Source organism: Streptomyces durbertensis, from assembly GCF_014156695.1.
GTDB lineage: Bacteria > Actinomycetota > Actinomycetes > Streptomycetales > Streptomycetaceae > Streptomyces > Streptomyces durbertensis.
Genome location: NZ_WMLF01000027.1, coordinates 1 through 23,653, shown reverse-complemented (window position 1 = coordinate 23,653; position 23,653 = coordinate 1). Strand labels below are relative to the sequence as shown.

General features: G+C 74.7%; 20 protein-coding genes. 3 read left to right on the top strand and 17 right to left on the bottom strand.

The window, feature by feature from the left end:
- Both GL263_RS03415 and GL263_RS29020 read right to left on the bottom strand, forming a co-directional pair.
- Positions 1–1,252, bottom strand: a 1,252-nt coding sequence (locus GL263_RS03415; protein WP_182854043.1) for an AAA family ATPase, incomplete at its 3' end; no start/stop codon positions are given.
- Between the two features lie 161 nt (positions 1,253–1,413).
- Entirely contained in the window at positions 1,414–4,398 is a 2,985-nt protein-coding gene (locus GL263_RS29020) for an AAA family ATPase (protein ID WP_182854042.1), read from the bottom strand.
- A 356-nt stretch (positions 4,399–4,754) separates the two neighbouring features.
- Here GL263_RS29020 and GL263_RS03405 point away from each other — a divergent pair, with 356 nt between their 5' ends.
- Positions 4,755–5,405 (top strand): response regulator transcription factor, encoded by a 651-nt coding sequence (locus GL263_RS03405; protein ID WP_182854041.1) that lies wholly within the window; start codon positions 4,755–4,757, stop codon positions 5,403–5,405.
- Here GL263_RS03405 and GL263_RS03400 read toward each other — a convergent pair.
- The 15 genes from GL263_RS03400 to GL263_RS03330 form a co-directional block, all read right to left on the bottom strand.
- On the bottom strand, positions 5,352–6,305 hold the full coding sequence (locus tag GL263_RS03400; protein WP_182854040.1) for a prephenate dehydrogenase: 954 nt from the start codon (positions 6,303–6,305) through the stop codon (positions 5,352–5,354). The two genes, GL263_RS03405 and GL263_RS03400, sit on opposite strands and share 54 nt — an antisense overlap.
- Positions 6,298–8,022, bottom strand: coding sequence for a glycoside hydrolase family 13 protein (locus GL263_RS03395; RefSeq protein ID WP_323379230.1), 1,725 nt, complete (start codon positions 8,020–8,022; stop codon positions 6,298–6,300). Before GL263_RS03395 ends, GL263_RS03400 begins: the two co-directional genes overlap by 8 nt.
- Before the next feature lies 1 nt (position 8,023).
- On the bottom strand, positions 8,024–8,806 hold the full coding sequence (locus GL263_RS03390) for an HAD family hydrolase (protein ID WP_323379229.1): 783 nt from the start codon (positions 8,804–8,806) through the stop codon (positions 8,024–8,026).
- Positions 8,803–9,363, bottom strand: a complete 561-nt coding sequence (locus GL263_RS03385; protein WP_228456068.1) for a sugar O-acetyltransferase — start codon at positions 9,361–9,363, stop codon at positions 8,803–8,805. The genes GL263_RS03390 and GL263_RS03385 overlap by 4 nt, the downstream gene beginning before the upstream one ends.
- A 35-nt stretch (positions 9,364–9,398) precedes the next feature.
- Complete coding sequence (locus tag GL263_RS03380) at positions 9,399–10,283, bottom strand: exonuclease/endonuclease/phosphatase family protein (protein ID WP_323379228.1); 885 nt, start codon at positions 10,281–10,283, stop codon at positions 9,399–9,401.
- Entirely contained in the window at positions 10,280–11,284 is a 1,005-nt protein-coding gene (locus GL263_RS03375; protein WP_182854039.1) for a methyltransferase, read from the bottom strand. Before GL263_RS03375 ends, GL263_RS03380 begins: the two co-directional genes overlap by 4 nt.
- On the bottom strand, positions 11,211–12,476 hold the full coding sequence (locus GL263_RS03370) for an MFS transporter (protein ID WP_182854038.1): 1,266 nt from the start codon (positions 12,474–12,476) through the stop codon (positions 11,211–11,213). The genes GL263_RS03375 and GL263_RS03370 overlap by 74 nt, the downstream gene beginning before the upstream one ends.
- A complete protein-coding gene (locus GL263_RS03365) occupies positions 12,473–13,114 on the bottom strand; it encodes a DUF1349 domain-containing protein (protein ID WP_323379227.1) in 642 nt (213 codons plus the stop codon). The genes GL263_RS03370 and GL263_RS03365 overlap by 4 nt, the downstream gene beginning before the upstream one ends.
- Positions 13,111–13,968 (bottom strand): SDR family NAD(P)-dependent oxidoreductase, encoded by an 858-nt coding sequence (locus GL263_RS03360; RefSeq protein ID WP_182854037.1) that lies wholly within the window; start codon positions 13,966–13,968, stop codon positions 13,111–13,113. The genes GL263_RS03365 and GL263_RS03360 overlap by 4 nt, the downstream gene beginning before the upstream one ends.
- Complete coding sequence (locus GL263_RS03355; RefSeq protein WP_182854036.1) at positions 13,965–15,392, bottom strand: glycosyltransferase; 1,428 nt, start codon at positions 15,390–15,392, stop codon at positions 13,965–13,967. Before GL263_RS03355 ends, GL263_RS03360 begins: the two co-directional genes overlap by 4 nt.
- A complete protein-coding gene (locus GL263_RS03350) occupies positions 15,373–17,160 on the bottom strand; it encodes a 1-deoxy-D-xylulose-5-phosphate synthase N-terminal domain-containing protein (RefSeq protein ID WP_182854035.1) in 1,788 nt (595 codons plus the stop codon). The genes GL263_RS03355 and GL263_RS03350 overlap by 20 nt, the downstream gene beginning before the upstream one ends.
- A complete protein-coding gene (locus tag GL263_RS03345) occupies positions 17,157–18,482 on the bottom strand; it encodes an aminotransferase family protein (protein WP_182854034.1) in 1,326 nt (441 codons plus the stop codon). Before GL263_RS03345 ends, GL263_RS03350 begins: the two co-directional genes overlap by 4 nt.
- Before the next feature lie 125 nt (positions 18,483–18,607).
- Complete coding sequence (locus GL263_RS03340) at positions 18,608–19,732, bottom strand: phosphotransferase enzyme family protein (RefSeq protein WP_182854033.1); 1,125 nt, start codon at positions 19,730–19,732, stop codon at positions 18,608–18,610.
- 217 nt (positions 19,733–19,949) lie between these two features.
- Positions 19,950–21,758: a caspase family protein gene (locus tag GL263_RS03335; RefSeq protein ID WP_182854032.1), complete on the bottom strand. Its 1,809-nt coding sequence runs from the start codon at positions 21,756–21,758 to the stop codon at positions 19,950–19,952.
- Positions 21,755–22,144: an effector-associated constant component EACC1 gene (locus tag GL263_RS03330; RefSeq protein WP_182854031.1), complete on the bottom strand. Its 390-nt coding sequence runs from the start codon at positions 22,142–22,144 to the stop codon at positions 21,755–21,757. The genes GL263_RS03335 and GL263_RS03330 overlap by 4 nt, the downstream gene beginning before the upstream one ends.
- A gap of 226 nt (positions 22,145–22,370) precedes the next feature.
- Here GL263_RS03330 and GL263_RS03325 point away from each other — a divergent pair, with 226 nt between their 5' ends.
- Positions 22,371–22,817, top strand: a complete 447-nt coding sequence (locus tag GL263_RS03325) for a hypothetical protein (RefSeq protein ID WP_182854030.1) — start codon at positions 22,371–22,373, stop codon at positions 22,815–22,817.
- 71 nt (positions 22,818–22,888) lie between these two features.
- On the top strand, positions 22,889–23,482 hold the full coding sequence (locus GL263_RS03320) for an ASCH domain-containing protein (RefSeq protein ID WP_182854029.1): 594 nt from the start codon (positions 22,889–22,891) through the stop codon (positions 23,480–23,482).
- The last annotated feature ends 171 nt before the right edge of the window (positions 23,483–23,653 follow it).

Here is a 23,653-nt window from a genome sequence, read left to right as displayed (position 1 = left end):
CGCGCGGCGGGGCGCTGTCGCGTTCAGGCGGAAGGGCCGCAGGGCGAGTGCCCGAGCGGGTGCGGCGCAGATAGGCGGCGGCGCGCGCCGGATCGCCCCGCCCGGCCGCCAGGGCGGCGGCGTCGCGCAGCACGGCGTCGGCCCACGGGCGGCCGGAGTCGCAGCGGACGAGGTGCGCGGCGATCTGCTCGCAGGGCGCGGCCCACCCCCGTAGGAGGTCCGCCGCCCTCCCGTGCAGTTCCCGGCGCCGGCTGGGGGCCACACAGGCGGCCTCCGCCGCTTCGAGAAGCGGACACGCGGCCCGGACGAGCCCGGCGCCCGTCACGACGACAAGCCCCAGCCGGGTGAGCCGGTGGAGTGTGTCCTGGGTGACCGGTGCCGACAGCCCCGCCGTCTGGGAGACCAGTTCCACGCTCTGCGCCCCGCCCAGGACCGCGAGGGTGGTCGCGGTGGCCTCGGCCTCCGCGCCGAGGTCGCCGAGCAGTGCCCGCACCGCCGGGCGGATCTCGTGCACGGTCCCTGCCGTCGCCTCCTCCCAGCCTTCCTCGCCGGGACGTCCTGGCGAGGTGGCCAGGGTCCTCAGCAGCGCCTGCAGGAGCAAGGGATTGCCGGCCGTGGCGGTGCGGCACGCCGCTGCCACGGCCCGGTCCGCCCGTTCGCCGAGGGCGTGGACGGCAAGCCGGTGGACGGTGTCCTCGTCGAGCGGCAGCAGGTGCTGCTGTCGTGGCAGCAGCCGCAACAGGTCGGCCAGTTCGTCCTCGTGCGCTCCCTCTCCCGGCTCTCCCGGACCGAGCGTCGCCAGCACGGTGAGCGGCAGGTCGTCGGCCCGCCGGATCAGGTATCCCAGCCAGCGCAGTGAGGCGGCGTCCGCGTGCTGGAGGTCGTCCACCGCGACCAGCACCGGCCGGTGGGCGGCGTGCGCCGCCACCGCCGCGTACAGCGCCTCCCCGGCGGCCTCCGCCGTCGCGCCGGGGCCCGTCAACGGTCGCGGCACCGGGGGCGTGCCGCGCTCGCCCGCGTGCACGTCGTCGAACAGCTGCCGGGCGACGGCGAACTCGACGGTGCTCTCCAGCGGTTCGGCGGTCGCCGACAACACCGCCCGTCCGGCGGCCAGTTCCTCCGCGCGGAGCGCACGCAGCAGCGCGCTCTTGCCGCTGCCGTAGCCTCCCTGGAGGAGCACCGCCGAGCGGGTCCCCGCGCGCCCGCCGAGCACCGCGCGCAGTCGGGCGAGCTCCTCGTCACGTCCGAGCATCACAGCCCGCCCCCGGTGAGTGCGTCCGCGGAGGGCGGCCGGCGGTTGTCCACCGGGGGCCTCGGTGCGCAGGACATGCGGCTGCCTTCCTGGTCGGCCCCGTGTGGTCTCCCCCGGACGCGTGGCGTGGGCGGGGCGGTGCCGCGCGCTTCCTGCGGTGATTATGTCGCCGGATCCGGCCGTTCCCCGGAGTGGCCGGTGACAACGGCTGAAAACGCTCCCAACGTGGGCTCGGCGAGGGCGGTCGCCAGTCCGGAACGCCCCGGGATGCCCAACTTGTCGTAGACGGCGGAGAGATGGAGCTCGACGGTGCGGCGTCCGACGTGCAGGTACGCGGCGAGCTGGCGGTTGGTCAGGCCGCGGGCGGCGAGTTCGGCGACCCGGCGCTCGGCCGGCGTCAGCGCGGCCACCCCCGCGAAGGTGCGGGAGCGCGGCCGGTGCCCGGCCGCCCGCAACTCGTCGAGGCAGCGGTCGACGAGCGGTGTCGCACCGCAGGACTCGGCGAGCGTCGCCGCACGCCGCAGCGCGGCTCCGGCCGCCCTGTGGTCGCCGAGGAGGCGTTCGGCCGCGCCCAGGTCGGCCAGTGCCCTCGCCTCCTCGAGCCGGGCCGGCGTGGTCACCAGCAGCTCACACGCCTGCCGCAGGGAGGCCAGCCCGCGGGCGCCCCCGAACACCAGGCCGCGAGCGCGCAGCGCCAGACCCTTCCGGACCGCGTCCGGAGCACCGGACGTCTGTTCGATCTCCGCGGTGACCAGCGCGGCGGCGGCGCGGGTGTCGTCGAGAGCGAGGTGGGCGAGTGCGGCGTCCGCACGCCAGGGGGACGACGGCCAGGCGGGTCGGTGGGCGGCCGGCCTGTTCGGGCCGCCCTCGCGCTCACCCACCGCGAGGAAGTCCGCCAGCGCCTCCCGGGCCCGCCCGGCCGCGAGGTTCAGCCGGCCGCGGGCGAGCAGCAGCCGGTCGGTCAGCCCGGTCACTCCGAGGCCGCCGGTCAACCGGTGTGCGACCAGCAGGCGTTCGGCCTCCTCCAGACGTCCGCGCGCCAGGGACACCTCGACCGTGACCGAGACCGCCACCGTGGGCCAGCCGTGCTGCGCGCCGACCTCGAGCGCGGTGAACTCCGCCAGCGCGGCCCCGGCGTCGGCGTCCGCCTCGGCGAGCCGCCCACGGGCGAGGTGGGCGACGGCGCGGGCGGCCAGCAGCGCCGCGTCGAGCGACCTGCCGCCCAGCGACGCGCGCGTGCGGACCGCGAGGTCGGTCGGCGGGGCGACGTCGTCCGGCAGGTGGACCGTGGCGGGCGCGGCCAGCAGCGCCGCCGCCCGGCACAGCACCCGGGTCCAGGACACCCCGGGCCGCACGTCGCGACGCGGCGCCGGACCGGTGACCGCCTCGGACGGGACGGCCGAGAGCGTCGCCCTCAGCGCGGTGAGCGGGCGCGGTGCGGACGGCTCCCGCCGGGCCGCCCGTTCGACCCGGGCCAGGCCGCGCAGCACCCGGGAGGAAAGGCCCTCGGCGCACCACCGCGCGTAGCACAGCCCGAGTTCGAGCTCGGGGTCCCGCCGTGCCCCGGCCGGACGGTGATCGAGGACGTCGGCGAGGAGTCCGGCCGCCTCGTCGTGCCGGTCGAGCGCGCACAGCGCGACGGACAGCACCCGTGCGGCCGCCGCCCGCTGGTCGTGGGTGCGCGCGAGGTCGAAGGCGCGTCGCAGGGTGAGGGAGGCCTCCGGCACCGACCTGTCGAGTTCGGCGGTGCCCAACTCGACAAGCACGGCCGCCCGCACCTGTTCGGACAGGTCCTCGAACAGCACGCGGCGCAGGCACCGCGAGGCCTGCTCGGCGTCGCCGCGGCCCGCCGCCTCCAGCGCCGCGCGGCGCAGCGCGTCGACCAGCCACGGCGTCCCGGACGGCGTGTGGAGCAGGTGCCGGACGACGGCGTCCCAGGCCGCGCCGCGCCCGCGCAGCACCTCGGCGGCACGCGCGTGCAGGTCGTTGCGGGCACTGGGCAGCATGCCGTCGTGGACGGCGGCCTCGAAGGCGGGACAGCTGAAGGCGACGCGTGTCCCCTTCAACCGGCGGATGAGACCCAGTCCTTCCAGCAGGTGCGACGCGTCCTCGGCGGCCGGCTCGCTCAGCCCTGCCGTCTCGGCGAGCACCGGGACGGCCGGCGTTCCGGAGAGCACCGCGAGGCCGTGCGCGAGTGCCAGGGCGTCCGGCCCCGCGTGCCGGATCCGGGCCCGCACCGCCCGGGACACCTCGTCCGGCAGGTGCCGGGTGATCTCGGCGGCCGTCCGGGCGTCCGGCGCCAGCCCGACGCCGGCCAGCGACCGCAGGACCGCGTGCAGCAGGTAGGGGTTTCCGCCGGTGACGGAGTGGCAGGCGCGTACGAAGACCTCGTCCACCGGGGCGCCCACCACCAGCTCCGCCAGCTCCGCCACCTCCTGCTCGGTCACCGGACGCAGCGTCAACTGCCGTAGGAAGAGCGGGAAGAGGAAGCCGGCCCGGCGCTCGTCGACGCTCGGTTCCGCGTCGCCGAGGGTCGCCACGACCGCGGCCGGTATCCGGTCCAGCCGGCGTAGCAGGTAACGGAGGAAGCGGAGCGAGGAGGCGTCCGCCCAGTGCAGGTCGTCCACCGCGATGACCAGCCGTCGTCCGCGCGCGCGGGCGAGACGGGTGAGCAGTCCGCACAGGGCGCGGTAGGCGTCGGTCGTCGCCGTCGGAAGGTCGCCGTCTTCCCGAACGAGACGGGTGAACGCCGCGCGTACCTCGCGCAGCGCGGCGACCCGGGCAGCCATGGGCGGCGGCTCACCCGGGGGCTGTTCCAGCCGGGCGAGCAGCTGCTCGACGACGCCGTACTCACGGGTGGCGTCCGGGGGGTCCGCGCAGACGAGGAAGACCGGATCGCCCGCGCGCCGGGCACCCGCCACGTAGGTCCGCAGCAGCGTGGACTTGCCCGTACCGCTGGTGCCGCGCAGCAGCACCGAGGCCCCGGCCTCGCACGGACTCGTCCAGGCCCGCAGCAGCCGCGACTCCTCCGCGCGGAGAAGGAGGCAGCCGTCACCCTCGGCGGTGCTCGCGTCGCCCGCGCCGCCGCCCCTCCCGTCGCCGGGGCGTGCCGGTGCCGCGGCTCCCGTCCCCGACCGCGGACTCACGCTCTCCTCCCGAGTCCGGCGGGTATCGGTCCGTCGACGACAAGTCCCAGGTCACACAGGAGAGTTGGAGCCACGCGTTCGATGCTAGCGGAAACGTGCGAACGCCTCGGGGGGCTGACCCGCCGGTGCCCGCACCCGCACCGAAGGGCCAGAACACCCGCAACCGAAGGAACGGGCTCAGGCCACCGAAGGATTGCGCGCCGGGTCTTTTCTTCGGTTGTCCTCCCACTCCGCCGCCTGCTGTCGTGGAGGGGTGCGCGGCGCCCCGGGGGAGACGGGCGGCCCCGCGTGCCTCGCCGCCCGGCGCGGGACCGTGCGGACGAGCGACCACCTGCCCGGGAACACCACGGAGAACCATGAACGCATCGCGTACGCGTGTACCCGTTTCCATCCACTCGGCGGATCCGCTCACCCAGGCCGGCGTGGTGAGCAGTCTGCGCTGCGATCCCACGGTCGAACTGTTGGACGAGGGCCGCGAGGAGGCGGCCCCGGCCGGTGACGAGGTCGCCATGGTCCTCACCGACCGGCTCTCGGACGGCACGGAGAAGCGGCTGAGGTCGCTGGCACGCGATCCCCGGCGCCGGGTCGTGCTCGTCTCCGACCGGCTGCGGGAGGCCGAGATGATGCGGGTCATCGACTCCGGGGTGCGGGTGGTGGTCTGGCGGCAGCAGGCCACGCCGGGGCGCCTGGTCAGCGCCGTCCACACCGCCGCCAGAGGGGAGAGCCTGGTACCGGCGGACCTGCTCGCCCGGCTGCTCGCCGAGACCCGGCGCCTGTACCGCTCCACGGTGGAGGAGTCCGGCACGCGGCCGGCGGACGGCCTCACCGCGCGCGAGCTGGACGTGCTCCGGCTGGTCGCCAACGGCATGGAGACCCGGGAGATCGCCGAGCGGCTGGCCTACTCGGAACGGACCGTGAAGAGCGTGCTGCACGGCATGATGACGCGCCTGCGGCTACGCAACCGGGCGCACGCCGTCGCGTACGCCCTGCGGGAGGGCCATCTGTGACGCGCCGCCCGCGCCCGGCGCGCCCTGCGCCGGGCGCGGGCCGGTGCCGGGCGCCGGCACGCGGGCACGGCCACGCGCCCCCCGCTCCAGGACGGCGTGCAGCCGGGCCGCCGCGTCCGGGCGCGCGTCCGGGCATCCGTGGGCCAGGTCGTGCAGCGCCTCGCGGGCCAGGGACAGGTCGCCCTGCAGGGCGTCCAGCACCGCGAGCACCGCTTCGGCGTTGCCGCTGAGGATGTCGGTCCACAGCCCGGGGTCACCGGCCGCCACCCGGGTCGTGTCGCGCAACCCCTGCCCGGCGAGGCGCAGTTCGCCGCTCGCGCCGCGCAGCAGTGTGCCGGCCAGCAGGCTCGCGACCAGGTGGGGTGTGTGCGAGGTGAGCGCCACGGCCCGGTCGTGCTCGCGGTGGCCCATCACCACGGGACGCGCGCCGCACAGGGCGACCAGCTCCAGCACCGTGTCCAGCGCCTCCCCGCCCGAGCGGGCGGAGGGCGTCAGCACCCACGGCCGCCCGTGGAAGAGGTCCCGGCGGGCGCCCGCCGGGCCGGACGTCTCACGCCCGGCCATCGGATGACCGCCGACAAAGCGGGACAGGTCGCATCCGGCCGCCGCCGCGTGCGTGAGCGGCACCTCCTTCACACTCGCGACATCCGTGTAGGCACGGGCCAGTCCCTCACGCTGCACGGCGGCCAGGACCCGGGCGACCTGGCCGGGCGGAACGGCGAGCACGGCCAGGTCCGCCGGCCGTGGCGGCGGACCGGTCAGGCCCGCGCCGCGTGCGGCGGCCGCCCTCGCCACTCCCGGATCACGGTCGAGCAGATGGGTGGTGACACCCCGGGCCGTGAGGTCCAGGGCGACCGAGGTGCCGATGAGGCCGGCGCCGACCACCACCACGCTACGCATCGGACCGCCCTCCCGCGCCGGGCGTGTCGGTGGGGGAGGAAGCGACGGCCGGGCCGTCCGCCGCCCGGAGCCACACGGACGTGTCCGGCGGGAGCACGCCGTCCTCCACCGGGGCGCTCGCCAGCAGTACCTGGCGGTCCGCGCCCAGTTCCACCGGTCTCGGACCGAGGTTCGCCCGGCACTCCAGTCCGCCGTGCCGGAACGCGAGCACGTCCGGCGGCGCGGGCAGCCAGTGGGGAGCCGGCTGCTCCGCCCCCCGCGGCGGGCGGAACGCGCGCCGCAGCCGCAGCGCCGCCCGGTACAGCTCCAGGGTCGATCCGGCGACCCCGTCCTGCGCCGAGACGCTCAGCCGCGCCCAGTCGCCGGGTTGGGGCAGCCACGGTTCGACGCCGTCCTCGCAGAACCCGTACGGCGGGGCGGCACCGCTCCAGGGCAGCGGCACCCGGCAGCCGTCCCGCCCCGGGCCGTCGCCGTCGGTACCCAGCCGCATCGGGTCGTGCCGCCGGTCCGGGGGCAGGTCCTCGACCTCGGGAAGCCCCAACTCCTCACCCTGGTAGAGGTACACCGAGCCGGGAAGCGCCAACGTCAGCAGGGCGGCGGCCCGCGCCCGTCGGGTCCCGAGCACCAGGTCGGCGGGCACACCGCGGGCCGTGGTGGTGAAGTCGAAGGAGGTGTCGGCGCGTCCGTAACGGGTGGCCACCCGGGTGGTGTCGTGGTTGCCCAGTACCCAGGTGGGCGGCGCGCCGACGGCCGCGTGGGCCCGGCAGGTGGCGTCCACACAGGACCGCAGTGCGGCCGCGTCCCAGGGAGCGCCGAGATAGGCCAGGTTGAAGGCGGTGTGGAGTTCGTCGGGGCGCAGGTAGCGGGCCAGCCGGTCGGGATCGTCCAGCCACATCTCACCCACCAGCATCCGCGGCTCCTCGCGGGAGTCGGCCAGCGCGCGCCAGGAGCGGTAGATCGCGTGGACCTCCTCGCGGTCGTGGTACGGATGCGGGTCGGTGCCCGCCGAGACGGGGGCCAGCTCGGGGTCCTTGACCAGCAGCGTCGCCGAGTCCACCCGCACGCCTGCCACGCCCCGGTCGAACCAGAAGCGCAGCACGTCCTCGTGCTCGGCCCGGACGTCGGGGTGCGACCAGTCGAGGTCGGGCTGGTCGGGGGAGAAGAGGTGCAGGTACCACTCCTCGGGTGTGCCGTCCGGGTCGGCCAGCCGGGTCCAGGCGGGGCCGCCGAACTCCGACTGCCAGTCGTTGGGCGGGTGCTCGCCGTCCGGACCGAGACCCGGCCGGAAGTGGAACCGTGCGCGGGCACGGCCGCCGGGGCCGGCCGCGACCGCCTCCCGGAACCAGCGGTGGTCCCGGGAGACGTGGTTGGGAACGACGTCGACGATCGTGCGCAGGCCCAGGCGCGCGGCCTCCGCGATCAGCTCCTCCGCCTCCGCCAGCGTGCCGAACAACGGGTGGACGGCCCGGTAGTCGGCCACGTCGTACCCGCCGTCGCGCAGCGGCGACGCGTACCACGGCGTGAACCACAGCGCGTCGACGCCCAGTCGCACGAGATACGGGAGGCGGGACCGGACGCCGGCGAGATCACCGACGCCGTCCCCGTTGCCGTCGGCGAAACTACGGGGATACACCTGGTAGACCACCGCGTCCCGCCACCACGCCCGGGAGGTGTCCCGGCGGACGGTCGCGGCACCCGGCGTGCAAGGGGTCGCCACGTCACAGGCTCCTGTCGGTCGCGGCCGGGCGGCGTCGGGACGCCACCGCCCGGCGGGTGGTCGGACGGGCGGGCGGGAACCAGGACGGCTCCACGGCCCGCAGGTCGGGCAGTACGTGGTGGGCGGCGGAGTAGTCGCAGACCCGGGTGGCCTCGGTGGGGACCGCGAGCACCGTCATCCCGGCGGCCCGGGCGGCGGCCACCCCGGTCACCGAGTCCTCGAACACCACACACCGCTCGGGCGGCACGCCCAGCCTGCTCGCCGCCTCCAGGTAGACCGCCGGGTCGGGCTTGCGCCGGGCCACCTGCTCACCGGTCACGACGACGTCGAAGCTCCCGGCCAGGTCGTAGTGGCCGAGCCAGCGGCCCACCCAGTCCGCGTCGGCCGCGGACGCCACGGCCAGGGGGTACCCGGCCGTCCGGAGAGCACCGAGCAGTTCCCGTACCCCCGGCCGCAGGACCACGTGCCGCGCGGTGAGGTACCGCTCCCAGTGGGCCTCCAGCCGGCGCCACAGGTCGGCGTCGTCGGCGTCGGTGCCGCTGGCGGCGCGCAGCGTCCGGAACAGCCCGGGATAGCCGTCGGGCCTGCCGCACACCTCCGTCGCCCACAGGTCGCCCGGCAGCCGCGCCCCGAAGTCGCGGAAGAGCGCCGAGCAGGCGAGGAGGTCGCCCCGGACGGAGTCGACGAGGACACCGTCATGGTCGAAGACGACGGCTTCCAGGTCCGGCGGCACCGGCGGCACGGCGGGATGCGGCGGCCCGGCGGCCGTGGGGCGGCGGCTCACAGCTCCCTCACGATCCGCGCCGGATTGCCGACGGCCAGCACGCCGGCGGGCAGGTCCCCGGTGACCACACTGCCCGCGCCGACGACCGTCCCGTTCCCGACGGTCACCCCGGGCAGCACGGTGGTGCCGCCGCCGAGCCAGACGTCCGGGCCGAGGGTGATGGGCGCGGCACGCTCCCACCCCTCGCGCCGACGCGCCGGGTCCAGGTCGTGGTCGCCGGTGAAGAGCCGGCAGCCGGGGCCCATCATCACGTCGTCCCCGACGACGATGGGCGCGCAGTCCAGCAGCGTCGAGTCGAAGTTGATCCGGACACGGTCGCCCAGCACGATCTGCGAGCCGAACTCGCAGGAGAACCGGGGCATCACCCAGCCGCCCGACCCCACCGAGCCGAGCAGTTCCCGCAGGATCTCCTCACGCGCCGGGAAGTCGGGGAGCGCCGTGGCGTTGAAGCGGTCCAGCAGCTCCATGCACCGCCGCCGTCGGGGCATCAACGCGGGGTCGAAGCCGGGGTAGGGCTCACCCGAGGCCATCGCGGACCTCAGCCGCTCGGGAATCATCACGCTGCTTTCGGGGTCGGTTGGTCGGTGGACGCTCATCGGCGGCGCAGGCCGATCGTGATCGGACGGTGGTCGGACGGCGCGAGGCGGTCCGTGTCCGGCTCCAGTCGGGGATCGGTGACCACCCGGTAGGAATCCAGCACGTCGACGAGGTCCACGGTCAGCAGGAAGACGTCGATGCGCCGCGGCGCCTCGGCCGGAGGATGGAAGCCGAACGTCGGCCGCCGGTCGCCGAGGTGGGCGCCCGCGTCGACGAACAGCGGGTCGCCCTCCTCGCCGGTGAGCCGGCGCAGCGGCACCCGGTCGACGGTGTCGCCGCCGGGCATGAGGTGGTCCTCCCGCCGGTGGCGGGGCACCAGCGACAGGTCGGGCTCCGGGTCGCCCGGCGGCACGGTGTTCGCGTCCATCGCCACCACCGTCGGGTACCTGCGGAGATCGGCGTAGCGACGCAGCCGGTCGGCCTCCACCCGCCGCGTCGCCGGGCTGAACGGGTCCAGATGGGCCACCACGAAGCGCAGCGGTGTGCTCCAGCCCGGCAGCCGCAGGACGACGGCGCCGTGGCCGTGCCAGTCGGCCAGCGTGTGGGGGACGTGCTCGAACTCGACGGCGCTCACGTCCCGCTGCCAGAAGACCGCCTGATGGCAGCCGGTCTTGGAGACGAACAGCTCGCCGTCCATGTCGAAGGCGCTTCTGGCCTCCTCGAAGAACTCGCGGTCGTTCAGGTGCCAGCCCCATCCCTCGGTGGTCATCAGCACCCGCGGCCGCTGCCGGCGGACCACCTCGACCTGCGCCCGCCAGCGCCTGTCGTCGCCGGAGACCCGTTCGATCCCGGCCTCGAAGAGGTTCCAGAACATCACCGTGTCCGCCGCCGCCCCACCGTCCGCCGGGGGCGCTGCCTCCTGGCCTTCCACGGCCGTCACGTCGCGCTCTTCACGCCGACGACCATCGACTCCGGACCGTCCAGATGCTCGACGTGGATCTTGTCGAAGCCCGCCTGGCGCAGCCACGCCTCGCACTCCGCGCCGGTGTAGTCGGAGCCGCCGGGAACCTCCACGTGCATGATCAGGCTGAGGATCATGCCGACGGCGTTGCGGCGCCGCTCGTCGTCGATGAGCGTCTCGTAGACCAGCACCCGGCCGCCGGGGGGAAGCGCCGCGTGGGCCTTCCGCAGCAGTTCGACCCGCCGGGGCTCCGACCAGTTGTGCAGGATGTGGCCGAACACCAGGACGTCGGCGGAGGGCAGGTCGTCCTCGAAGAAGTCCCCGGCGGCGAAGCGCGTCCGGTCGGCGACGCCGAGTCGGGAGGTGTACAACTCGAAGCCCGCCCGCGCGGCGGGCAGGTCGAACCCGACCGCCGTCAGGTGCGGGTGCCGCAGCAGCACCCGGGCCGCCAGCGCGCCCTCCGCGCAGCCCACGTCCACCAGCGAGCGGTGCTCGTGCCACGGGAACTTCTCCGCGATGGCGCGCGCCGAACCCATGCTGAGGGCGGTCATGTCCCGTTGGAACGCCCGGACGGACGACGCGTCGTGGTAGACGGCGGCGTAGAAGTCCCGGCCGTCCCGGGCGCCCCGCAGCGCCTCACCGGTACGCAGCACCGCGGTGAGGTCGTCGGCCATGCCCGCGCACTGGGTGACAAAGCTGTCGCCCAGATAGGTCTCGGGCCGCCCCGGATCGAGGTACTCCGCCGCCTCCGGACCGCATCCGTACCGGTCCCGGTGGCGGCGAAGCAGCCCGAGCGCCACCAGCGCGTCGAGGAAGTCGGTCAGGGGACGGGGGTGCAGGTCGAGCCGGTCCCGGACCTCCGGCGCGCTGAGCGGGCCCTTCGCCAGCTCCGCGAACAGACCGAGTTCAATCCCGGCCAGCAGGGTGCGGGTCTTCCAGTGCGCCCACATGAGATCGGTCAACGGCTGTGGAGAGGTCATGTCGAAGACTGCCTTCTGTCGGTTGTGCGAGGTTCTGTGGAGCGGGCCGTGCCGCAACGGGCCGGGAGGCCCGTCGTGCGGCGGCGAGCGCCGCCGACGCGGCCAGCAGGGTCAGGACGAGGAGCGCGGAGGGGAAGGACGAGGGCCGCGCCGGCTCCGCGGCGAGCGCCAGCAGCGGTGGCACGGCGGCGCTTCCGACCAGGTTGGCCACCAGCAGCAGCGCGCCCGGGCTGTTCTCGGCCCCGTGTGACAGTCGGTCGGCGGCCGCCATCACCAGCGGGAACACGGCCGACATGGCCAGCCCGGCGCACAGGTAGCCGACGGGTGCCGGGCCGGCGGAGAAGGTGAGCCCGAGAGCCACGGCGGCCGCGGCCAACGAGCCGACCACCACCGCCGGTTCGGGCAGCCCGCGCGTCACCACCGGAAGCACCAGGCGGCCCACCGTCAGGCCCGCCCAGAACAGCGCGGTGAGCTGCGCCGCGCTCTGCGCGCTCCGGCCCAGGGCCTCCAGATGGGTCGACATCAGCGCGCCGATCCCGGCCTCCAGCCCGGCGTAGCAGAACGCCAGCGCGACGAGCGCGACCAGCAGCCGCCGGTCCGTCCCGCCCCCCGGGGAACGACGCGCCGCGCCGGACCGGGCCGGCACGCCGCTCACCAGGGACAGCGATCGGGCGGTCAGCGCCGCCCCGCCCGCGACGACAAGCAGCGGCACCGTCACGCCGTCCACCGCCCCGGCGGTGAGCGGCCCCGCCACCGCGCCCGCGCCGAACGCGGCGTGCAGCAGGCCGAGCATCACGGTGGGCCTCCGCCCGGGCAACCGGCACAGCGCCGTGTTGAGCACGAGGACCAGCCCGCCGAACCCGACGCCGGCGACCAGCGCCCCGAGCAGGAAGACCCACCAGGCCGGCGCGAGCGCCATGCCCGCAGCCCCCACCGCGAACCCGGCCAGCAGCAGCCGCGACACCCCCGCGCCGGGCTGCCGCCGGGCCAGCCCGCAGACGACGATCGCCGCCAACGCGCCCACGTTGTACAGCGGCACCACCTCCGTGCCCGCCCCCTCGGCCAGGCCGTGGGCGGCGCGCAGCAGCGGCAGCGCCGCGCCGGGAACGGCGGTGGCCGCCCCCAGCAGCAGCGAGAGCGCCAGACAGCCGGTGATCGACGGCAGCGCGGCGGCGCGGGCGTGCGCGCTCACCGGCGGTCGGCCAGCGCGGTGGCCGCCAGCCGTACCGGCTCGAACACCGCCGAGGCCGACTCCGAGAACGGGGCCTGTGCGAACAGGCCCAGCCGCAGCCGGCTTTCGGGCGGGCCGTGGAAGGTCCGCACCACCCGCCACGGCTCGGCGGCGTCCGCCCGCATCCGCACCGCGCAGCGCCTGCCCTGACGGGTGAGCAGCAGGTCCGCCGCCGGCGTGGCCAGCGCGGGGCCCGCCGCCTCGTCGGAGTGCGGGGCGGACACCACCGTCACGATCGACCATCCGCCGTCCCGCCCGCGCTCCACGCAGACCTTGAGCCACTGCCCGGCGCCGTGCAGGGAGAGGCCGCCCGCGTCGGCGAACGAGGAGCCCTGGCGCACGGTGACGCGGGTCCAGACCGTGAAGTCGCCCTCCACGGTGCGCTGGAGCAGTGGGAGGTTCGCGGCCACGTGGCTGCCCGGCAGTGAGTAGAGGTCGCTGCGCCCGGGCGCGGTGATCTCCAGTGCACCGTCGGTCAGCGCGCAGCCGGCCGGCTCGCCGGTCCAACCCCAGGTGCCCCGCAGGTCGAAGGGCTCCGGACGGGTGGGCAGGCCGCCCGCCGGCGGCGAAGCGGCGGGCGTGCTGTCGGAGCTGGTCACGGCGCGGTCATTCCTCCGTCGACGCTGACGGCCTGGCCGGTGACCTTCCTGGCCTCGGCCAGGAACACCACAAGCTGGGCGATGTCCTCGGGAGTCTGGAACTCGCGCTGCGGGATCATGCCGCGCATCCGCTCCCAGCACTCGTCCTCGCTCTCCCCGGGGCGCGTGAACTCCTCCAGCAGGTAGCGCCACATGTTGCTGCGGACGATGCCGGGGCAGACCGCGTTGACCCGGATACCGTCCCGGGCGACCTCCTGGGCGAGCGCGGCGGTGAACCCCACCACCCCGAACTTCGCCGCACAGTAGTGCGCGACCTTCGCGAAGCCGCTGCGCCCCGACACCGAGGAGAAGTTGACGATCGCCCCGCCGCCGGTGGCGCGCAGCAGGGGCAGCGCGTGCCGGGAGGAGAGGAACACCCCGTCGAGATTGCCCTGCACCACGTGGCGGAACTCGGCCAGTTCCATCTCCTCCACCGGCCGCACATGGGTGACGCCGAAGGCGTTGACGACCACGTCCAGCCGGCCGTACCCGGCGGCTATCCGGTCGTAGAGCCGCGCCACCTCGCGCTCGTCGCCGGCGTCGGCGGCCTCCGCGGTGACGTCGAGCCCCGAGTCGGTGAGGCGCTCGGCCAGCGCGAGCGCCTCGGTGTGGCCGCCGACGTCGTGGGAGCGGTAGTGGTTGTACTCGGAGGGGAGGTGGTCGGTGTCGGTCACCACCACGCGGCGTCCGCCGGCCGCGAGTGCCTCGACGACGGCGGCACCGATGCCCCGTCCGCCGCCGATCACCACGGCCACCTGCTGCGCCGGCGCGGCCGCTGAGCCCGCCGCGTCCGCTGTCACGGATGTGGTTGTCATACTGTCGAGAGGTCCTCTCCGGTGGTCGCGGCGACCCGCCCGCCCGTGGCCGGGGACGGGTCGAAGGGTTCCGGCTGCGCCGGGTCGAGCGTGTAGCCGAGGGGCGGCAGCACCAGCGCGTCGAGCAGCCGGGGGAAGGCGCGGTAGTCGGCGAGGTCCCGGTCGGGGCGGCTGACGATCCGCCGCAGCCGCTCACGGGTGCCCTCGGTCTCCGGGAGCCGGTCCACGGCGTCGAGCAGCGCGGCGTCGTCGCGCCGCACGAAGTACCGCTCGAAGAGCTCCGCCGCCCCGGCCAGCGCGGCGGCCGCGTCGAACCCCGGCCGCCGGTCCACCCGGACGGCCCCGGGCAGGATCCGGTCGCTCACGCCCTCCCAGGGCACCGGCCCGCCGGCCAGGGCCGCCAGGAACGAGTCGTCCCGGTACGGCTCGGCGGCGGGCATCCGCGCCGGTGCGAACGCGCGGTCGAGCAGCCTGGCCACCAGCACGTCCTCGTCGACCCGGCCGAGCGGCTCGACCCGGTCCATGGCAAACGTCCGCCGCCGGTCCAGGCTGGTGGGCACCAGGTTGTCGGCGGGGAGGAGTTCCACCGCCGGGCCGATGTCGGCGGCGAGCACCGGCACGCCGTGCGCCAGCGCCTCCACCACCACCCGGCCGAGCGTCTCGCGGGAGGCGGTGCTCGGGAACAGCAGCACGTCCACACCGGCGAAGAAGTCGCCGAGCCGACCCTGCGGCAGCACACCCAGCGCCTCGACCGCTCCCGCCGGCACGCCCCGCGCCCGCAGCTCCCGGGAGACCCGACCGGGCTCCCAGCGCGGGTCGTTGGCCTTGCCCGCGTAGGTGAGTGTGACCCGGCCGCCGGACTCCCGGTGGCAGCGGAGGAAGACGGACAGGACCTGGTCGAAGTTCTTCGCCAGCGACAGCGCGCCCAGATAGCCCAGGCGCAACGGCTCGCCGCGTCCCGGTCGTCGCACCGGCGGACGGGACGGGAGGCGGTCCAGCATGGGGTACACCACCGCCGACCCGCCACGCGCCACCGAGGGGAACCAGGCGTCGAAGAGCCGGCGCGTGTAGTCGGTGGGGAACAGCGTCAGATCGCCGGGCCGGACCAGGGGAGCGCACAGCTCCTCCTGCGCCCAGTAGCCCGACCACAGCGCGGTGTGCGCCTCGCGCACGATCCGGAAGTCACCGCCGACCCTCTCCCGCCACAGGTGGTAGAGGTAGGCGTACGGCCCCGACCCGGCGTAGACGACGTCCTCCGGGCCGGACCCGCTCGACGGACCGGCGGCACCGCGGCGGGTGAGGTCGTGCCAGCAGACGGGCGCCCGGCGGTCGAGCAGTTCGGCGACCTCCCGGTGCATCAGCACCGCGCCGTCGACGATGCCCGAGGCGTGCGGCGACCGGTAGTCATGCAGATGCAGCCGCACCGCGCACCTCCTCGCCCTTCGCCGCCCCTTCCGCGAACGACGGCGCCGAGGCGCCGAGCAGGGCGCGGAGCTGGTCGGGCGCCATGCCGTGCCGGCGCAGCTGCTGGGCGTGCGCGCAGGTGAGGATGTCGCCCCGGACGCCGTGCACCTCGGCGTCCAGCAGATGGCGGGCACGCAGCCGCTCACCGAAGCCGCCCTGGACGCCGTTGTACTCGACCGTCAGCAGCCGTTCGACGCCGGCGAGCAACCTCACGGTCTCGGCGGGGAGTTCGGGTTCGAGCGCGGCACAGTGCAGATGCGGCACGCCGAGGTCGGCGTTGGCCTCGGCGACCAGGACGCCCGCGTAGCCGAAGGTCACGACGGCGGTCCCGGACCGACCCGGGGCCGGGGGAGTGACCCACACCGCGCCGTCCAGGTCGTCCGAGCAGTCCGTCCCCGGCGGCTCGAACCTGGCGTCGACCGCGCTGACCACGTGCGCCGTCCCGGGCTCCCGGTCGAGCCGGTCCAGGCACGCCTGGAACTCCGCGGCCGTCACCGGCTCGTACACCCGGGTGTTGAGCAGCCCGCCCAGCAGGTTGACCGCGTTGTGCGCGCCGCCCCACTGGCCGTAGCTCTTGCCGGCCAGGACGAGCAGGTTGCGGGCGCCGGTGGTGGCCTCGGTGAGCATGCTGAGCGAGTCCATGTAGTACATGCCGTCCGTCGCCACGACCTTCAGCGTCGGGTCGGGCAGCGAGAGGGTGAGGCCGACGCTCAACGTCTCGGCCAGCCCGGTGTTCACGTAAGGGAGGTGGTCCTTGAAGCCGAAGCGGGCCGCCATGTCGGCCGTGAACACCGCCGCCTGACGCTTCGTACGCCGCAACCTGTCGGCCAGCAGCGGGCCCGTCGTCTGGGAGAACGAGGGCCTCCCCGGGGCACCGGACGCGCTCGGGGGACGGAAGCTGTGCGCGCCCTTCAGCGTGCGGCACACCAGCGCCGCCCGCCCGGGCGCGGCCAGCAGGCCCTCCAGCGAGTCCCGTACCGCGTTGTCGTCCGTACCGTCGGTCTCGACGACCTGTCCCAGATAGGCCGCGAGGTAGTCCCGGCTCACGGGCTTGGCCAACGGCTCGATGCCCTTGCCGTTGGCGTCCACCACCAGCACGAGGTTGTCGAGGTCGGCCTCGTGGGCGAAGCGCAGTGCCTCGAACGCCGCCCCTTCCTGGAGTTCACCGTCACCGGCCAGGCAGACCACCTTGCGGCCGTCGCCCCGGCGCCGCAGCTCCCACGCCAGCCCCACCGCCTGGTGGACACCCACGCCCAGGCTGTACCGCATCGTGTTCCCGAACCCGAGATCGCGGTGGACCACGCCGGTCAGTCCGCCCCGGTGCAGCGTCGTCAGCGGGGCGAAGGGGAACGCGCCCCGCACGTAGTGCTCGGCGTAGAAGGCCGGCGCGATGTGGCCGCGCCCCACCACAAGCTCCGCCGGCGGCGTGTCACCACCGACCAGCCCGAGGTCGAAGCAGGCCCGCACCGTGGACAGGGACGAGAGGTTGCTCTGCAGGTTCCCCGAGCCGGCGATCTCGTGCATCCGGAGCAGCACCCGCGCGCTGTCGTCGTAGAGCCGCTCCGGGACGGCCGCCGCGAGCTTCCGCAGCTGCTCGAAGAGCCCACCGCCCGACTCACCGGCGGCGAGTTCGGCCAGCTCGCGCCGTACGACGGCCGCCTCCGCCGGCGTCAGCCGGGGCAGCGCGGCGGTCGCCTCGTCGTGGACGAGTGTGCGCAGCGTGCTCATCGCCCGCCCCCCAGCACGGCGTCCAGCGCGTCGCCGAGGATCTGCAGCGACTCGGCCAGGTCGGCCTCCGTCGTGGTGAACGCGGGAGCCAGCACGATCCAGTCGTCCTGGCCCCGGATGATCAGCCCGCGCTCCAGGCACGCCCGGGCGACGCGCTCACCGAGGGGCCCGGGAGTGCCGTCGCCGTGCAGCGTGACCCCGTACAGCAGGCCGAGCGCGCGCACCGCGCCCCGGGAGCCCACCAGGGCGCGCAGCCGCGGCTCAAGGCCGGCCGCCAGACCGCGGACGACCGCCGGGTAGTCCTGCTCGCCGAACAGCGTCACCGCGGCCAGACCGGCGGCCGAGGCCATCGGGTTCGCCGCGTAGGTGTGGGAGGGCGCGAACGCGTACGGCCCCCCGTCCTCGCCGAGTACCGCCGCCACGTGCCGGCCCGTCAGCACCGCGGCGAGCGGTGCGTAGCCGCCGGAGATGCCCTTGCCGACGCACATCAGGTCGGGCGTGACGTCGAAGGTCTGCGCGGCGAACGCCCGGCCGGTCCGACCGAAGCCGGTCACGATCTCGTCGAACACCAGCAGCACGTTGTGCCGGTCGCACACCGCGCGCAGCTCCCGCAGGTAGTCGTCCGGCGGAACGGCCATGCCCCGCAGGTGGATGACCGGCTCCACGACCAGCGCGGCGACCGTGTCCGGACCCTCCGCCTCGATGGCGCGCTCGACCAGCGCGGCGGCGAGCCGGCCGGACTCCTCGTACGGCACCCCGGTGAACGACTCCAGGCAGTCCGGCGGCCAGAAGTGGACGACGCCCGGCAGGCCCGGACCGAAGCGCCCGACGTCCGGCCGGCCGGTGAGCGACAGCGAGCCGAAGGTGGAGCCGTGATAGCCGTGGTAGTGGCTGAGGATCTTCACCTTGCCGGGGTTGCCGTGCGTCCGGTGGTACAGCCGGGAGAGGCGGACCGCCGCCTCGACGGCCTCCGAACCCCCGTTGACCAGCTTGGCGGTGGTGATCTCCGCCGGGGCCAGATCGACCAGCCGGGCGGCCAGCTCCAGCGCCGGCCGGTTGGTGCCGTGCAGCGGCGGATTGAACGGCAGGGCGCGCACCTGGTCGCTGACGGCCTGCGCGATGGGCTCGCAGTCGTAGCCGAAGCAGGTCACGAAGACGCCCGACATGCCGTCGACGAATTCGCGGCCGCCGGCGTCCCGCAGCCGCACGCCCTTCGCGGACTCGAACAGCAGGGAGGACTCGGAGTAGGGGACCTCGAAGCAGTAGGCGGAGAGGTCGGCCGGCCATCGGCCGGCGGCGGGACGGTCAGGGGAAACGGGCACGTGGGCTCCAAAGGGTGAGGGAGGGGATGCCGCCGCCGCGGGCGGAGCCGCCGGACGGCGACGGTGTCGCGGGACAGGTCCAGGGGGCGGGCGCCGGGAGAGCGGCGCCCGCGTCGGGTCGCTGCTCACCGCCCGGTCAGCAGCGTGTGCACGGCCAGCCGGCGGGACGGGCTCAGCACGTCCAGGTACCGCAGCCACAGCGGGTCGAGCAGGTCGCGGTCGAGGACGTCCTTGGCGATGTCGACGATCACAGGCAGGGAATGGGTCATCAGCAGCGGCATCAGACGCCGCTCCTCGCCCGGCGCGAGCAGCCCCGCCTCGTGTGCCCGCGTCAGGAAGCCGGCCACCGCGAGCCGCCGCTCGGCCTCGTCGCTCACACGTCCGGCGCAGTCGGCGAGCCAGGCCAGATCCAGCAGGCGGTCGGCGACCTGCAGGTTGTCGAAGTCCAGAACGGCGACGAGCCCCGGCGCCTCGGGCCCCGCCCGACAGCCGCCGGCCTCCTCCAGCACGAAGTGGTGGGCGTGCAGGTCGCCGTGCACCACGCCCTCGCGCCCGCCGGGCGCGTCGGGCCCGAGCAGCGGGTCACGCAGCAGACCGCCCGCCTCGACCGCCGGCCGCAACGCGTCGGCCACCGCACGGCCCCAGGAGTCCCCGCGCGCCTCGGCCTCCGGGAGGAGCCGCCGCTCGGCGTCCGCCAGCGCCGCCCTCCAGTCCTCCTCCGCGACCAGGGCCGGCGGCCTCATCGGGCGTAACGCCTCCACCGTCGCGGCGGGCAGCCGGTCGAGCGCCGCCCGCAGCGACAGCCCGCCGCGCACCGCGGCCTGCGCCCACCGCCGGTCGCCCAGGTCGCCGACCCGGCCGCGGTAGCGAGGCGTCAACTCGCACAGCCGACCCTCGAACCGGACCGGCGCGGCTCCGTCCGCCGCCGGTACCGGCGTGGCGACGGGCACCCCGGACCTCCGGCAGTGCGCGAGTACGTCCGCCTTGACGAGGTGGAAGGCGTCCTCGCGGTCGGCCTCGTCGGTGACGCCGACCTTCAGCACGTACTCGCGCCTGTCGTGCGTGACCAGCCACAGCCCGGCGGTGTGGCTGAGCGGCGCGTCACCCCCGGCGGTCAACGGCCGGATGCCCGCCTCCGCCCACGCGCCGCCCCAGCGGGCGGCCAGCGCCCGCCGCACCCACGGCTCGCCCCCGGCGGCCGCCGCCGTGAGCGGGCCCGCGTCCTGAACTGGACCGCCTTCTTCCCACATGTGTCGCCACGCCTCCCGTAGTCCGGTACCTCCATGGCACCGCGACGACGTAGCCGCACACCACGGCCGTAGGGGCCGGAACGAGGGCAGGCTCGCTTGCCCCTCAGAACCGGGTAGCCGTCCACACGGGCACCCCGAACCGCCCCCGCGGACACCGGGTGCGGGCGCCCGGCGCCGGGCCAGCCCGGTACCGGGCGCCTCTCCGACCCGTCCGGGCTCAGGCGTTGGCCGCGACCTTCAGCGCGACCAGAGCCGCGATGAACAGCAGCGCCAGGACCGGGATGGCAAAGCGGCACAACCCCTTCGCCACACCGGAGCAGATCTCCGCCGCCCGCTGCCAGGCCGCGCTTTCCGGCGGGCGTTCTGTGGTCCTGGCCCCGTAGCGGGTGACGGCCACCAGCACCGCGGCGAGCACTGCCAGGATCAGGCCTACGAGCGAGCTGCCGCGCAGGGACTCCAGGCGCTCCCCCGCCGCCGTGAGCCTGCCCTCAAGGCCCGCGGCAGTGGACCGGATGATCTCGGTGGCGGCCTCCACGGCGGTCACGACGCCCAGCACCGCGAAGACCGACGCCACGGAGCCGGCGACCAGGGCGCCGACCGAGGAGGCGAGGATCCAGGACCACGCGGACCCGCCTCGCCGCCCGTCCACCTTCGGGGGCACGGAAGTAGCCGGCTCGGAAGAGGCGGCTGACGACTCCCGGGGTCGGGAGGTGGGCGGTGTCCGGGGCGGTTCCTTCGGCTCGGAACGTGGTACGGAGACCTCGGAGGCGGCCGGGGCCGCCAGGACCTCGGCGCTCACGGGGACGGCAACCTCGCCTGTCGCGCCCTTGAGCACAAGTGTCCCGGTCAGCGTGCCCGGCTCCGCGGTGTCCACCCAGACGTCCCACGCGTCGGGCTGCTCCGCCACATGGATCCACTCCTCCTTCGGGTGCGGGACACAGCTGCGTGCGAGCGGCGGCCCCAGGAGCTGGATCTCCCGGTGCGGGGACGGTGCGTGCTGGTCGACACGTCCGAACTCCAGCACCGCGGGGGAGACGTTGAGCTGGACCTCCGCCACCGCGCGGCCGGCTTCGTCGGCGATGGACCTGATGTCCTCGCGGGCCATCTGGAGCAGCGCGTCCCGTGCGCCCGCCGCGATCTCCAGCTCGGGGCTCTCCATCCGGAAGCGCAGTTCGGCCACGGCACCTCGCCGCGTGTAGGCGTTGGGGCTGAGGATCGCCTGCTGCAGATCCTCGGGCACCGGTACCGGGATGATCTTCCGCCGCTTGCTGCGGGCCAGGTAGACCTCTCCCTGGAGGTCCACGCTGCGGCTCGGCGTCTGGTGGGGGTTCCTCGCGCGGACCCGGTCGAAGACGTACTCGTAGAGCTCGTCCAGCGATACCCGGCCGTCCTCGTCCAAATCGGCCTCGCCGGTGTACAGGCCCTTGACCAGGGCCTGCGTGAACACGGACGGCTGCGGCCCCACGCTCTCCGCGAGCTCGCTCCCCTCGAAGGCGTACTCCATGGAGTTGGAGGCGGTGATCACCGCCCATCCCCGTCCGCCGCCCAGCTTCTCGCCCGCGAACGCCTCCAGTACGTGCGCTTCACCGGCCGCGCGAGCCCTCATGCCCTGGGTGAAGGCACCGCCGTAGCAGCAGTCGAGGAAGAGCACGATGCTCCGGGCCCGGCTGGCCGCCATACAGCGCCGCACAAAATCCGCGGGGACCGCGGTGGACGCCAGACGGCTGGGAACAGTGTTGGGGGCGGCGAAATACAACTCGCCGGAAGGATTCTTCAAACCATGGCACGAGAAGTGCAGGAGCAGGGAATCGGCCGGACGGCGCTCGGAGAAGAAGTCGTCCACGCGCATCGAGATCTCGTGGGAGGGCTCGTTCTGTGACACCTGCACGGCAAAGTCGCCGATCAGGGGATCGCCGAGTACCTCGGCCAGCGCGACCGCGTCCTGCGACGGGGAGAGAAGCCGCTTCAACCCTTCGTCGAGGTAGTTGTCGTTGGCGACGATCAGTGCGTGCCGGGAGCCGGTCATGGCGGCGCCTCCGGCTCGCTGTGGCGTCGGATGAAGAGCTCGAAGGTCTCCGTGACCTGGTCGGCGGACGCTTCCGAGACCTCCAGGACGTCGCCGTCGATCACCAGCCTGATGCTCGGGCGCGTCTCGTTCCGGTGGCGCCACTCCCGGATCGTGTTGATCAGCTCCCGCAGGCTGGTGGCCGACTGGGCCAGGGTCACCAACAGGGCCCCCACCGGTACCAACGCGAAAGCGCGGGATCCAGGGGGCGGCTCGGCGCCCTCCAAAGGGACCACGTCGGCCACCTCGAGCTGCAGCAGCTCCTGCCGCAGCGAGCCGGTCATCCGGTCGAGCTGATCGTCCTCCGCCTCCTCCTCGTAGAGGAAGACCTGTAGTGGAATGTTCATCCAACTGCCCCTTTCTGTCACGCGGGGCTGCGGCGCACTCCAGGATTCTCGGTCGATATTTCCAGTATTGTCACTCCTGGTCGGTGGTGGCAATAGAGACCCGCATTCCTTGAATTCCCTGCCAGGGCTGGGGCATTCCGAAGCGGGGTGCGGGTGGTCTCGGTATGCTCGTCGGGGGACGCTGCGCGTCGTCAGCCCCCGGCGGTGTGGGGAGGTGTGCGGACGGATGGACGTCGCACTGGTCTACGACCTGGCCGGCTCCCGCCTGCGCGGAATCGGCGACGTGCCGATCAGCTACGACCGACTGGGCAGTCGGCCGCGTGCCCTCGGCTCGTGGCCGCTTGAGTACGACACCCTCGGGGCCCGGCTGCGCGCCGTGGGCGCCACCGAGATCACCTACAGCCGGTGGGCCAACCTGCCACGCACCGTGGGCCAATGGAGCTGTGTGCACACCAAGCTCGGCTCCCGCCTGGAGAGCATCGGCCCTCACGAGCTGAGGTACGACCAACTCGGCAGCCGCGTGCGCGCCGTCGGTCCGCTCGAGATCTCCTACGACCGGCTCGGCACCCGCCCCAGCCGCGTGCGAGCGCCGGGTGAGGGCACGTCACTGCCCGACGACCTCCTTCTCCTGCTCTTCATCGTGCTGTACTGGCAGGAAAAGGAGGAGAGCTGACGCCCACTCGGGTTGGTCAGCGTGGTTCAGTTCGGCCGAATGGTGCGCCCCGACGTCATGAGGAGAGGCTGTTGCTGTTCACGCGGGACATGTTGGCGAAGATCGCAGCAGGACGGGTGGACCTGGCGTTCCGCAGCTGGCGCAGGCCGGGCGTGCGGTGCGGCACGCGGCTGCGGACCGAGGCCGGAGTGGTGGAGATCGGCGAGGTGACGGCCGTGACGGAGGCCGAGGTCTCCGAGCGGGACGCGCTCCGGGCGGGCTTCGCCGATCGGGCCGCCCTGCTCGCGGACCTGCGCCCCGGAGACGACAGGCGGCTCTACCGTATCGGTGTACGGCTCGGCGGAGAGGACCCGCGCGTCAGGCTGCGGGAGGACACCGACCTCTCGGCGCAGGAACTGGAGGAGATCGTCGCCGCACTCCGGGGCATCGACGCGCGCAGCAGGCGCGGGCCGTGGACCCGGAACGTGCTGGAGCTGGTCCGCGACCACCCGGGGGAGCGCGCCGCGGAGCTGGCCGCGCTCGCCGGCAGGGAGACCGTGCGCTTCAAGGCCGACGTACGCGTGCTGAGGGAGCGGGGACTGACCGAGAGCCTGGCTGTCGGATATCGGCTCTCGCCGCGGGGGCGACTGGTTCTGGAGGCCCTGAGAAAGGGCGGAGCGGAGTGACCCACGGCGTGGCGCGGGGAACGGCGAAGGTGTGGGTCTGTCTCTTATACACAACTAAAAAGGGGGGGGGGGGGGGGGGGGGGGGGGGGGGGGGGGGGGGGGGGGGGGGGGGGGGGGGGGGGGGGGGGGGGGGGGGGGGGGGGGGGGGGGGGGGGGGGGGGGGGGGGGGGG

What these genes read in the sequence shown, in the direction of transcription:
- GL263_RS03405 (WP_182854041.1), top strand. Translation starts at nt 4,755, where the DNA reads ATGAACGCATCGCGTACGCGTGTACCCGTTTCCATCCACTCGGCGGAT.
- GL263_RS03400 (WP_182854040.1), bottom strand. Translation starts at nt 6,305, where the DNA reads ATGCGTAGCGTGGTGGTGGTCGGCGCCGGCCTCATCGGCACCTCGGTC.
- GL263_RS03385 (WP_228456068.1), bottom strand. Translation starts at nt 9,363, where the DNA reads ATGATTCCCGAGCGGCTGAGGTCCGCGATGGCCTCGGGTGAGCCCTAC.
- GL263_RS03375 (WP_182854039.1), bottom strand. Translation starts at nt 11,284, where the DNA reads ATGACCTCTCCACAGCCGTTGACCGATCTCATGTGGGCGCACTGGAAG.
- GL263_RS03360 (WP_182854037.1), bottom strand. Translation starts at nt 13,968, where the DNA reads ATGACAACCACATCCGTGACAGCGGACGCGGCGGGCTCAGCGGCCGCG.
- GL263_RS03350 (WP_182854035.1), bottom strand. Translation starts at nt 17,160, where the DNA reads ATGAGCACGCTGCGCACACTCGTCCACGACGAGGCGACCGCCGCGCTG.
- GL263_RS03340 (WP_182854033.1), bottom strand. Translation starts at nt 19,732, where the DNA reads ATGTGGGAAGAAGGCGGTCCAGTTCAGGACGCGGGCCCGCTCACGGCG.
- GL263_RS03335 (WP_182854032.1), bottom strand. Translation starts at nt 21,758, where the DNA reads ATGACCGGCTCCCGGCACGCACTGATCGTCGCCAACGACAACTACCTC.
- GL263_RS03330 (WP_182854031.1), bottom strand. Translation starts at nt 22,144, where the DNA reads ATGAACATTCCACTACAGGTCTTCCTCTACGAGGAGGAGGCGGAGGAC.
- GL263_RS03325 (WP_182854030.1), top strand. Translation starts at nt 22,371, where the DNA reads ATGGACGTCGCACTGGTCTACGACCTGGCCGGCTCCCGCCTGCGCGGA.